This is a genomic window from Undibacterium sp. GW821-FHT11B02 (genome assembly GCF_058808955.1).
Genome location: NZ_JBXASD010000004.1, coordinates 322,920 through 335,135 on the forward strand (window position 1 = coordinate 322,920; position 12,216 = coordinate 335,135).

Below are 12,216 nucleotides of genomic sequence, written 5' to 3' on the forward strand. Positions count from 1 at the left end.
TGGTCGCGTCACTTATACTCTTTGATACTGGTGATCTGATTCTTGCCATTCACAAAAACGACATTGGGCTGGTACGCTTTTGCCTCTTCTTCTGTCATCGGCGCATAGGTACAAATAATCATCAAATCACCGAGTTGCACGCGACGGGCAGCAGCGCCATTCAGTGAGATTTCACCGCTACCACGTTTGCCTCTGATGGCATAAGTGGAAAAGCGCTCACCATTGTTGACGTTATACAGCTCTATCTGCTCGTTTTCGATGATGTTGGCAGCGTCGAGCAAATCTTCATCTATCCCGCACGATCCTTCATAGTGCAGGTCACACTGGGTCACAGTTGCGCGATGAATTTTGGCGCGGAGCATATTTCTTTGCATGGTCTTTCTACTTTCTGATACTGAAAAAATCTTAAACCTTAAATCTTAAACCTTAAAACTTTTACTCTATTTCTTTAATACTTCGCCTGCTGAGCAAACCAGAGTAGCAGCGATGATTTCATCTTCACGGTTGATAGCCAGTGCAGCATCCTTGTCGATGATGAGTTTGAGGAAGTCCAGCACATTGCGTGCATACAAGGCCGATGCATCAGCCGCCACCAGCGTTGCCAGATTAGGCTCACCAATGATGTGTACACCGTACTTGGTGACCGTTTTGTTCAGTTCAGACAAGGGGCAATTACCACCCTGCTCTACCGCCATATCGACGATGACTGAACCTGGTTTCATGGCCTTGACCGTATCTTCCGAGATCAATACCGGTGCCTTGCGGCCAGGGATCAATGCGGTAGTGATGATAATGTCAGCCTGCTTGGCACGTTCATGCACCAGCGCTGCCTGCCGGGCCATCCATGCAGCTGGCATGGGACGGGCATAACCGCCTACCCCTTTGGCGATCTCACGCTCTTCATCGGTTTCATACGGCACATCGATAAATTTCGCGCCCAGTGACTCGACCTGTTCCTTGACTGGTGGACGTACGTCAGATGCTTCGATGACGGCTCCTAAACGCTTGGCAGTGGCGATGGCCTGCAAGCCAGCCACACCGACACCCATGATCAACACACGTGCTGCTTTGACCGTGCCCGCCGCAGTCATCAACATAGGCATGAAGCGTTGATAGGTATTGGCTGCCAGCATGACGGCTTTGTAACCGGCAATATTGGCTTGCGAAGACAAGACATCGAGTGACTGTGCACGGGTAATGCGCGGTGCAGCTTCGAGTGCGAATGCGGACAGGCCGTGTGTGGCCATTGCCGCAATATTGTCTGCATCAAAAGGATTAAGCATGCCGACCAGCACTGCACCTGATTTCATCAGGCTTCGTTCTGTTGCATCCGGTGCACGCACTTTCAAGATCAGTTCGGCACCAAAAGCATCGGCTGCCGTACCGATTTCAGCGCCCACTGCCTGATAAGCTTCGTCAGTAATGCTGGAAGCCACACCAGCACCCGACTGTACGATCACCTGGTGTTTAGCGGCGATATATTTCTTGATGGTTTCTGGGGTTGCCGCAACACGCGTCTCCCCCGGCCGTGACTCGGCGGGAATGCCGATTTTCATAGATTGCTCCCTGATGTGATTAAATTCGGTGAATAAATTCCGTGCTGATGAGGCCAGGGGCAAGCTCTGCCCCAGGACTAATCTTGCCTGACCGGGTTGTATGACAACTTATACAATTCTTACCCGAATCTTACATTTAATATTCGACAACGATATTACACGCAAAATGTTTTTTAGCACAACCGTTCGTTTTTCTTGATTTTTTGGTTTTTCCAACCTCAATTTCAGGATGTCGTCATTACTTCAGTTCAAAGAAAATATTTATTTCCCCATTAAAAACAGTTACTTAAAGTAACTTCTTCAAGTTGCATCAGTTTGGTGCAAATTGAAAAATGAGAAATTTTCCTTCCATAACCGGACCATAGATAAATTACGCATTAGCTAATTCGCTTTCAAATTTGCTGGATTGCCACACAAAATCTGACGGCAAAGTAAAATGACGGACTTACTGGAAAATGCTATGTCTGCCATTTGGAAACCCTCCGTCACTGTAGCCGCAATTATTGAGCGCGACCAACAGTTTTTCATGATTGAAGAAGAAACACCAGACGGTATCCGCATCAACCAGCCTGCCGGCCATCTGGACCCCGATGAATCGCTGGAACAGGCTGTCATACGCGAAACCCTGGAAGAAACCGCACATGCTTTCACGCCTACCGGCTTGATCGGCACCTACATGTCGCGTTTCATTTCTCCCACAACCGGCGAAGCTGTCACTTACCTGCGTTTTGCCTTCAGTGGTGAACTGGGTGCGGCACAGGACAGGGAACTTGATACCGGCATCCTGCGTACTGTGTGGATGAGCTATGCAGACTTGCAGGCGTCGCAGGACAGACATCGCAGTCCTTTGGTCATGCAATGCATCAATGATTATTTGCAGGGCAAGCGTGCGCCACTATCCCTGTTATTTACCCATCCAAGCGCACTTGGAAACTTGGAACATCAATAATGAGCAAGAAAAAAGTAGTAATCGGCATGTCTGGTGGTGTGGATTCTTCGGTATCCGCCTGGCTGCTGAAAGAACAGGGCTATGAAGTTATCGGCCTGTTCATGAAGAACTGGGAAGACGATGACGATTCTGAATATTGCTCAACCCGTGAAGACTGGATTGATGCCGTCAGCGTCGCCGACGTGGTCGGTGTCGATATCGAGGCCGTCAACTTTGCCAGCGAATACAAGGACCGTGTGTTTGCCGAGTTCCTGCGTGAATACCAGGCTGGTCGTACACCGAACCCGGATGTATTGTGCAATGCCGAAATCAAGTTCAAGGCTTTTCTTGACCATGCCATGAAGCTGGGTGCCGATTACATCGCCACCGGCCACTATGCACGCGTGCGCGAAGTGGACGGCCAATTTCAGTTGCTCAAAGCGATGGACGCCAGCAAGGATCAAAGCTACTTCCTGCATCGTTTAAATCAGCAGCAACTGGCCAATACCCTGTTCCCTTTGGGAGAAATTCACAAGACGGAAGTACGCAAGATCGCCGAACAACTGCAACTGCCGAACGCCAAGAAAAAAGATTCGACTGGCATTTGCTTCATTGGTGAACGCCCTTTTCGCGAATTCCTGAACCGTTACCTGTCCTACAAGCCTGGTGACATCAAAACCCCGGAAGGTGAAATCATAGGCCAGCATGTCGGCCTGAGCTTTTATACCCTTGGTCAGAGAAAAGGCATAGGCATAGGTGGTATCAAATCCCATCAAAATGCCGACGGCAGTAGTGATGCCTGGTATGTGGCAAAAAAGGATGTGGCAGCCAACACGCTGTATGCAGTACAAGGACACGATCATCCATGGTTGTTGTCAGAGTCGCTGGAAGCCGGACAAGTCAGCTGGGTGGCGGGCCATGCACCGCAGGCTGGTGACCTGTCAGCCAAGACACGTTATCGCCAGCCTGATATAGCCTGCGAATTCAACGGAAATGAGCAGCGCTTTGAACTGGTCTTCCCGCAGGCGCAATGGGCCGTCACGCCGGGCCAGTCTGCCGTTCTGTATAATGGGGACATCTGTCTGGGTGGTGGTATTATCGATTCCGCAGTACGCATCCACACTGAGACTTGATCAAAATTGACACAAAAATTGTCCCATGTGCCAGCGCCAGATGAATGTAGTCCAGTATTTATCTGGCCAAAGAAACTGGCGTCTACATCCCAATCGGGAAGAAAGCGTGAAGAATAGTGTTCGTCCCACGAAGATTGATATGCGTATATGTACAACACATCCAATGACTGACGGTCAAAATCTTTCCCCTGACACAATCAATAGCTTGTGCAAACAACGCTAATTTCAAAACAAAATTTAATGTATTTTGTTTACTCTGACAAATCTACTCAATAGACCAAATTATCCAAAATATGTACGGAGAGAGACAATCATCGATTTGACACGATTCATTTCTTTACAATTTAAATCGATGAAATTATATTTACATTTCTATTTCACCAAAAAAGCTAGTCGATATGAATCGTCCTGATACGCAAGCACTAGGTGGTACCGTTAACGCACGCATAGGCAAGGTTTATATGAGCTTGTCAAAAGCACATAGAAAAGCTGCAGACTATGTGCTGTCGAATGTTTTTCGCTCTGCCACGATGTCTATCGACGAACTGGCTAATGCAGTGGGTATCTCTGTTGCAACGGCGAATCGCTTCGCCAGAGCACTGGGATTTGAAGGTTACCCGCAATTTCGTGCAGAGCTGGTTTATGGCTTTGAAGCGATGCTGGCCCCTATCGACAACCTGCGCAGTGAAATTCAGCGTCCTGCTACCAGCACGGAAATCATTTCCAGTTCCCTGAACGAAGATATGGCGAATCTGGAAGCCACCCGCCGCGGCCTGGCACCCGATTTGTGCAACCATGCTGTGCGCCAGATACTGAATGCGGAAAGAATTTATATTGTCGGTTATGGTGCCAGCGCCTTTCTGGCTGGCCTGATGGCGCATGGCCTGGACCCGTTTTGCAACACGGTGCAATCCACGCTGGGTTCCGGCGGGCCATCGAATGTAGCCCGGCAACTGTTTAAATATACCGAGCGCGATCTGGTCATCGGCATTTCTTTTCCACGCTATGCCGAAGACGTTGTCACCATTTTGCAACAATTGCGTGAAAAAGGGGTGCCTATCCTGGCCCTGACCGACGCCCCCAGCTCCCCCCTGGCGTCGCTGGCCAATGTCACGCTGTACGCGCAGACCAGACGCAATTTCTCACCCAATTCCGAAGGCGCAGCACTATGCCTGATCGAAGCTATTTGCAGCGCTGTCGCCCATCAGGCCAAAGCACCCGTGCATGCGGCGTCGGAAATGACCAAGTTCATGTTGCCCTGGTTGTATCAGGAACCCAACGCCAGCCGTAAATCCCAGGCAGCGGCTGCCAGTAAAATCATAGACGTGGATCGCCCGGCTTAAACCCGGGTATTGAAAATGAATGCCAAAGCCAGCGCCGCCATCATCATTCATGGTGGCGCTGGTACCATACTGCGCAGCTCACTGACAGCAGGGCAGGAGCAGGATTACCTGACCGCACTGTATGACGTTGTCGTCGCCGCTGCCAGTATGCTGGCTAATGGTGGCAGTGCACTTGATGCAGTGACACTGGCTGTCAGCCTGCTGGAAGACTGCCCTCTTTTCAATGCGGGTAAAGGCTCGGTATACACCAGTGCCGGACAGATAGAAATGGATGCCGCCATCATGGATGGCCAAGATCTTCGCGCTGGTGCAGTCGCCTGTGTTACTCGCCTGCGTAATCCAGTGCGTGCGGCACGCATGGTCATGGAACACAGTCCCCATGTGTTGATGGTAGGCCGGGGGGCGGAAGACTTCGTCCTTCAACATGGCGCACAAGCGGAGGATGCCGCTTACTTCCATACAGAACAGCGTTATGTGCAATTGCTGCGCGCACAGCATGAAACAGGTGTCCTGCTGGACCATGATGCAGAAAAACTGGTCGCAGCATCAGAAGCAAAAACAGGTACAGCACCACTCGATCCTGATAAAAAGTTCGGTACCGTCGGTGCCGTCGCCCTGGACTTGCATGGCAATCTGGCTGCCGCCACCTCTACCGGCGGCATGACAAATAAACTGCCAGGGCGTGTCGGCGACACGGCCATGCTGGGTGCTGGCTGCTACGCGAACAACCGCACTGCGGCCCTGTCTGCCACTGGCACTGGCGAAGCCTTCATGCGCAGCCTCGCGCTGCACGATATTGCCGCACTCATGGACTATACCGGCCTGAGCCTGGAACAGGCCGCACACAAGGTGGTGATGGAAAAATTGCCGCAAGTGCAAGGTCGCGGCGGCGTCATCGGCATAGACAGGCAGGGTAATATCGTCATGCCCTTCAATACTGAAGGCATGTACCGGGCCAGCATGCGCGTCGGCGATGCGCCGTTGATAGGCATTTACAGCAATTTTCAGAAACGGTAGTTTCTCCCTCCGATTACCGGAAACAGTTATTCAAAGTACACCTATACTGCGGATGTCTTCACCTAACGGAATCGTCAATCATGCAAAATCTTCCTAGAATTGGCCTGGCAGTGCTGGTAATTGCCATCCTGTTTATCTTGAACCCATTTGCCACCATCCCGGCTGGTCATCGCGGCGTGCTGACCACGTTTGGCAAACCCTCTGACGAAGTCTATAGTGAAGGTATCCACTTTGTCTGGCCAATTGCACAAAAGCTGAACAAGGTATCGGTCGCCATCCAGAAAGGTGAAGGCGACGGTGATGCTGCATCGAAAGACTTGCAAACCGTACATACCAAGATTGCCATCAACTATCATGTCAGGCCAGATGCTGTGGTGTCGGTCTATCGTGATCTTGGTAATGAACCGGGTGAACGTATCATCATCCCCAGTGTGCAAGAAGCAGTAAAGGCCGTCACCGCCAGGTTTACGGCTGAAGAACTGATCTCACGCCGCTCGCAGGTACGCGATGAAATCGTGCTCGCGCTCAAAGAACGCATGGCAAGACATGGCCTGATCGTCGATGAATTTTCCATAGTCAATTTCAATTTCAGCAAAACCTTCAATGAAGCCATCGAAGCGAAAACCACCGCAGATCAGCTGAAAATGAAGGCCGAACGCGATCTGCAAAGGATAGACGTGGAAGCCAAGCAAAAAGTATCCCGCGCCCGTGCTGAAGCCGAAGCACTTGCCCTGCAAAGACAGCAGGTAACGCCAGAATTGTTGCGCCTGCGTGAAACCGAGAATCAGGCCAAAGCGATAGAGAAATGGGATGGACACCTGCCTACCACAACCGGTGGTGCCATCCCTTTCATCAACATCGGTAAATAATTTCGCGTGAGTATAGCCATGTCCGAACAAAAATCTTCCGCCCGCTTCACGCTGTTTTGCATACTCTTGCTGCTGGTATGGTACATGCTCGACACGCCAATGGACCTGAATATTGACTGGGACCTGGAAGACTTCGACATCTTCTCCAGTTCCGGCATGTCCCTGCCCGGCATCGCCGTCGCTATCATCGCCGCAGTCTTCGCCATGATCATGGCTGGACTGGTCATCGCCGGGGTGTCGTTTTTACTGGTGGGAATAGCTGTGCTGATAGGTGGCCTGTTCCTGATGGTGTTTTCACCATTCTTGTTACCGCTGGTGTTGTTGTTGATTGTGGTGAGTATTTTTAAGAGGAAGTCGCGGTAGTTTGAAACTTGGCGTAATTCGCTCCGCTTAGGCCATATTGCTCCAAAATATTTTGGCGAAGCTTTTTTATTCACTACGTTCGTTGAGTTACGATTGCAGGTCGGGGATAGCCCGACAGCTACTCACTTTTCTTTTCTTCTCCGCAAAAGAAAGTATCTCGGCCACCGGGCCCAGACCCGGCTTGTGTCCACGAAGGATAATCGTTTTAATTAACGGCGAAAATATGCAACGAACGCCGCTGGGCTCCAGCCTACGCTGGAGCGACGAAATGTGATTGCCGTCTATCAGCAGAAACCCATTTTCACCCTCTCCTTGAAGGAGAGGGAATTTCGATCTACAGAACCGCAATACCTGGCTGCGCAGAACATTCTGCACAGCTAACAGGCAGCATGTATTTATACAGTCTCAGCAGAAATAACCTGCGCTGCCGCATTCACCACCGCCGCAATCCGCCCCACATCACGCAATTGCGTCGCCGACATGCCTTCTTTCTTCAACAATTCAAAATGCGATTTCACGCAGAAATGGCATTTACCAATGATAGATGCAGACAAGGCATACATTTCAAAGCGACGTTTGTCGACACCACCATTGGTCGCATAGGCATTCATGCGTAACTGGGCAGCCTGGGTTTTCAGGTCAGCATCATCTGCCATTTCAACATAGGGATACCAGACATTGTTCATGCCCATCAAAGCCGCTGCTGTCAGCGCTGCATTGATTTCTTCTGGCGTGATTGCACCACTGGATTTGATGGCTTCAATGATCACGGTGCTTTTTGCCGCAAAAGCCGCTGCCAGTGCCACACCTACGGCATCATTGCCTTCCAGGCTGGAGCGGGCAATCGTGCCATCGATGTTCAGACGGATATCCTTGGCATAATCAGGGATACGGCTTTTAATTAAATTCAAGAATTCCATAGTATTTACCTATCAAAAAGTGGTTTTAAAACCCGCCGGAGCGGGTTTATTTTACAGCCGGGCTAAACTCGATTACAGAGTTGCGCCGCCTACTGTGCGGTTGCATGGGCACAGTTCGTCTGTTTGCAGACCATCCAGAATACGCAGGATTTCTGTCGGGTTACGGCCAACGTTGAGGTTGTTCACAGAAACGTGCTGGATGACATTGTCAGGATCAACGATAAAAGTCGCACGCAGCGCAACGCCAGCGTTCACATCACGTACACCCAGCATGTCGACCAAAGAACCAGTGGCATCACCGAACGCATAGTGGTTCAGTTTGTCCAGGTCTTTGTGTTCCCGGCGCCATGCCAGTTTGCAGAATTCGTTATCTGTAGAGCCACCCATCAAAACCGCATCGCGTTCTGTGAAGTCATCGGCCAGTTTGGCGAATTCAACGATTTCAGTTGGGCATACGAATGTGAAATCTTTTGGGTAGAAATAAATGATTTTCCATTTGCCAGGAAAAGAAGCTTCTGTGATGTCCTCAAATGCAGACACGCCATTTTCTTCATGATGATTGAAGCCTGGTTTAGCAGCTGGGACTTTGAATGCGTCAAGTTTTTGACCTACGGTTTTCATTAAACTCTCCTGATTTGACATAAAGGTGGACAACAAATCCACAACGGATCGAAGCATATCACTATGAATTTCAAATATCCAATAGATTTTAACTACCATTCATTTAGTTAAAAAATATCTGACACGCCCCCACATCCATGAGTAGCGACATTTGTCATGGCTACCTGAAACCAGTTCAGGAGCCCCTGTCATCACGGCGCTTTACACCGGCCAGCAGCGTAAACCAGAATACGGTTCCCTTGCCTACTTCTGTATCAAAGCCTATCTCGCCACCCATTTTTTCGACAAAGGTCTTGGTAATATTCAGGCCCAGACCTGTCCCGCCCTGTTGTCTGGTATTGGTACCGTCAGCCTGTGCAAATTTCTTGAAAATCTGCTCCCTGAACGCCGGAGATATACCAGGCCCTTTGTCGCGGACTTCGACTTTATAACTTCCCGATATTTCAGAGATATGAATTTCGACTTCATCGCCAGTCGGCGAAAACTTGGCTGCATTTGACAGCAGATTGGCAAACACCTGCATTACACGTTCGCTGTCCCCCATGGCCCATGCCTGTGCGGGGTAGGTCAAGATACGGTAACGTACATTCAATGCCTGGGCATAGGCGGCATTGGCTTCTATCGCCTGCCGGGTGGCAGCTACCAAATCAAAACGTTCAATATTGATGACCATTTTGCCGGATGCCAGTTTTTCCATGTCGAGAATGTCATTCACCAACACCCCCAGTCGCTGACAATTCTTGTGTGCGACTTTGATCAGTTGCATGACTTTGGGTGCAAGTTCACCAGCCACACCGCTTTCCAGCAAACCCAGGGCACCGCGTATCGATGTCAAAGGCGTGCGTAGCTCATGACTGACGACGGAAATAAATTCAGATTTGATGCGGTCAGCTTTGCGCTGCTCGGTCAAGTCGAGTACAAACCCTACCCATTCTTCGAACGAGCCTTCAAGCTGCGCCAGCCCAACCATGACAGGAATACGAATTCCATCTCCGCGTATCACTTCACCTTCATAAGGTTTAGCCTGACCATGCAGGCGCAACTCCTGCAGTGCCTTGTCATGACTGACATGGCTTTCCCCCGATGCCTTATCCAGCCAGTTCATGCCCGAATCAATAAATTCTGACCGGGTCACCCCGACCAGTTGCAGCAAGACATCATTGGCTTCTGTCAGCCTGCCATTCAGGCTACCTTGCATGATGCCAATAAGACTGGAGTTAACCAGGCGACGCAGACGTGACTCACTGACCAACAGCGCTTCCACCATGCGTGATTTTTCTTTGCTGGCTTGCTGCGCAGCATCACGGGCAGCCACCAGACTACGTTCCGCCTCCTTCATCTGGGTGATGTCGCGCACACTGAATACACGCCCGATGCGGCGATCACGCAAGAACTCGGGCTTGGAAACACAAACAAAATAACGACCGTCTTTCAGGATCAGCAAATCTTCCGTTTCCAGGTTGGGGTCATCCAATACTTTTTGCAGGTTGAGAAAGAAACCATCGGCATCCTGCAAGGCGGCTTTCAGGTAAGCAAATATTTGTGCTTCGTCGCGACCTGCCAGCAATTCATCCGGCAACTGCCACATGCCAGAAAAGCGTTTATTGAGATTGATGATATTGCCGTACAAGTCTACCGACAATATGCCTTCAGCAGTCGCATCCAGTGAGCTTTGCAATTGTGCGATCAGGTGTACCTGTCCTTCTGCAAGCTGTCGCCGATGGGTGATATCTTCAGCATGAATGACAAAATAATCCTGTCCTTCGTCACTGAATGCAGACACTCTTTTTTCGACAGGAAAAGATGAGCCACTATGCGTCAGCCATTCACTTTCGGCCACAGTGACATCCTGGTCGGCAACATCGGCGTGCAAAGCTTCCCAAAAAAACACGTCTTGCAAAGAGCATTCAACATGTGCCAGCGGTTGCCCCAGCAAATCGGCACGCTTATACGACAGCATCTGGCAAGCGACTTGATTGACATCCACCACAGTCATTTGAAGTTTATCCACCACAAGCACGGCTTCGCGACTGTGGTCTATCATATGCCGCAGCAAACCATTACTCAATGTCGATGAGGGCTGTGACATACTGGTGTAGATGACTTCCGGTTAGCGCGCGCCAGGCAAGGGATTGTTCTGGGGTTTCTTCGACTGTGAATCAAAATAATAATTAACCCGTTTGCGTGGGTTCAGGTATTCATAAATTGCCCTTGGCAGCAAACCGGGTTTGATGCTGGCGCTGATAGACAGTTCCTTACTCTCTTCCGCCAGGTCCAGAATGATGGCATCTTCCTTAGGTATTTCAGCGTCATACATCAGCACACGCGGGCGCAAGGGCTTGCCAACATTCACATTCATCACCAGTCCTATGGCTTCATTCGACAGTCGTACCAGCGTACCTGGTGGATACACTCCCAGGCTCTTGACCAGCGTCGCCATCACCGCCTGATCAAATTGCGTCCTGCGATGGGCATACATGGTTGATAGTGCTTCGTGTGGTGTCAAGGATTGTCTTGGGTCATTATGATTACACAAATTATCATACACATTGGCAATTGTCACGATGCGACTTGGCATGCGTATTTCATCACCCTTCAGGTGGTGAGGATATCCGCTGCCATCCATAAATTCGTGATGCTGGGCGATGACATCCAGCACTGTGGTGGACAGACCGGCCTTTTTTCCGACATCCACACCATACTGGGGGTGCAATTCAAAAAAATTCTGTTCCACCTTGGTCAGGGGTTCGGTTTTATTCAAAATATGTTCTGGCACATTCACCTTACCCAGGTCATGGAACAGGGAGGCTATACCCACCGTCTTGATTTGTGCCGGGGACCATTTCATTTCATGCGCCAGCATCATGGCCAGTACCGACACATTCAGGGTATGGAAATACATCTCTTCACTACCCGCCGCCTGCTGTATCAGATGCATGACGGTATCCGTGCCACTGAGAAATACTTCAGCCATGCTGTCCACCAGCTTGCCGGCTTCCTGTATCGTTTCTGCAGGCTGGGAAAAAATCAGCTTGTTGATACTTTTGACGACCTTCGCTGCCTCGACAAATTTCTCTTCACAACGAGCGATTTCCTCACGCTGTTTTTGCAGTTTTTCAAAGCGGGCTCGCTTGGCGTCAATAATACTGGCATATACCTTACCAGCAGCCACAGCTGGTGCAGTTGTTGCCGTGGGCGCTGCAGCAATGTTTTTGACAACTGGCGTGGTAGATACAGGATCCGATTTGGATGGAATATACCGCACATGCTTGAGCTTCAGGGCCATCAGCTCGTCGATCTGTTGCTGGCTGGTGATCTTGAACGAGTTCATGGGAAACGAATGTTCAAACCAACTCAGATCGAGTTTGATGAACATTCCTATCCTGATCTGATCAATCACAATTAACTGGCTGTCATCGGACATGGGCGGCAATTATAGGTATTTCTTCTGACGATAGCATATGCA

General features: G+C 50.1%; 12 protein-coding genes. 6 read left to right on the forward strand and 6 right to left on the reverse strand.

The window, feature by feature from the left end:
* Positions 1-8: 8 nt before the first annotated feature.
* Both panD and AC1RVX_RS10330 read right to left on the reverse strand, forming a co-directional pair.
* The gene (gene panD / locus AC1RVX_RS10325) at positions 9-374 is read right to left on the reverse strand and encodes an aspartate 1-decarboxylase (protein WP_493216501.1); all 366 of its coding nucleotides are present in this window, start codon (positions 372-374) and stop codon (positions 9-11) included.
* Between the two features lie 66 nt (positions 375-440).
* The gene (locus AC1RVX_RS10330) at positions 441-1,556 is read right to left on the reverse strand and encodes a Re/Si-specific NAD(P)(+) transhydrogenase subunit alpha (RefSeq protein WP_493216502.1); all 1,116 of its coding nucleotides are present in this window, start codon (positions 1,554-1,556) and stop codon (positions 441-443) included.
* Positions 1,557-2,016: 460 nt separating this feature from the next.
* Between AC1RVX_RS10330 and AC1RVX_RS10335 the strand changes: the two genes are divergently transcribed.
* The 6 genes from AC1RVX_RS10335 to AC1RVX_RS10360 all read left to right on the forward strand — a co-directional run bounded on the left by AC1RVX_RS10335 (position 2,017) and on the right by AC1RVX_RS10360 (position 7,209).
* The gene (locus AC1RVX_RS10335) at positions 2,017-2,505 is read left to right on the forward strand and encodes an NUDIX hydrolase (protein ID WP_493216503.1); all 489 of its coding nucleotides are present in this window, start codon (positions 2,017-2,019) and stop codon (positions 2,503-2,505) included.
* Positions 2,505-3,617, forward strand: coding sequence for a tRNA 2-thiouridine(34) synthase MnmA (mnmA, locus tag AC1RVX_RS10340; RefSeq protein WP_493216504.1), 1,113 nt, complete (start codon positions 2,505-2,507; stop codon positions 3,615-3,617). Before AC1RVX_RS10335 ends, mnmA begins: the two co-directional genes overlap by 1 nt.
* Before the next feature lie 398 nt (positions 3,618-4,015).
* Positions 4,016-4,960 (forward strand): MurR/RpiR family transcriptional regulator, encoded by a 945-nt coding sequence (locus AC1RVX_RS10345; RefSeq protein WP_493216505.1) that lies wholly within the window; start codon positions 4,016-4,018, stop codon positions 4,958-4,960.
* Between the two features lie 15 nt (positions 4,961-4,975).
* Complete coding sequence (locus tag AC1RVX_RS10350; RefSeq protein ID WP_493216506.1) at positions 4,976-5,977, forward strand: isoaspartyl peptidase/L-asparaginase family protein; 1,002 nt, start codon at positions 4,976-4,978, stop codon at positions 5,975-5,977.
* Positions 5,978-6,057: 80 nt separating this feature from the next.
* The gene (locus AC1RVX_RS10355) at positions 6,058-6,846 is read left to right on the forward strand and encodes a prohibitin family protein (protein ID WP_493216507.1); all 789 of its coding nucleotides are present in this window, start codon (positions 6,058-6,060) and stop codon (positions 6,844-6,846) included.
* 18 nt (positions 6,847-6,864) lie between these two features.
* Positions 6,865-7,209 carry a hypothetical protein gene (locus tag AC1RVX_RS10360; protein ID WP_493216508.1) on the forward strand — a complete coding sequence of 115 codons (345 nt, stop codon included), beginning with the start codon at positions 6,865-6,867 and terminating at the stop codon, positions 7,207-7,209.
* A gap of 395 nt (positions 7,210-7,604) precedes the next feature.
* Here the strand turns inward: AC1RVX_RS10360 and AC1RVX_RS10365 are convergent, their stop codons facing one another.
* The 4 genes from AC1RVX_RS10365 to AC1RVX_RS10380 form a co-directional block, all read right to left on the reverse strand.
* A complete protein-coding gene (locus AC1RVX_RS10365) occupies positions 7,605-8,129 on the reverse strand; it encodes a carboxymuconolactone decarboxylase family protein (RefSeq protein ID WP_186950911.1) in 525 nt (174 codons plus the stop codon).
* Positions 8,130-8,201: 72 nt separating this feature from the next.
* Complete coding sequence (locus AC1RVX_RS10370) at positions 8,202-8,750, reverse strand: peroxiredoxin (RefSeq protein ID WP_493216509.1); 549 nt, start codon at positions 8,748-8,750, stop codon at positions 8,202-8,204.
* A gap of 175 nt (positions 8,751-8,925) precedes the next feature.
* Positions 8,926-10,839, reverse strand: coding sequence for a PAS domain-containing sensor histidine kinase (locus AC1RVX_RS10375; RefSeq protein ID WP_493216510.1), 1,914 nt, complete (start codon positions 10,837-10,839; stop codon positions 8,926-8,928).
* Between the two features lie 21 nt (positions 10,840-10,860).
* Entirely contained in the window at positions 10,861-12,174 is a 1,314-nt protein-coding gene (locus AC1RVX_RS10380) for a cyclic di-GMP phosphodiesterase (protein ID WP_493216511.1), read from the reverse strand.
* Positions 12,175-12,216 lie beyond the last annotated feature (42 nt).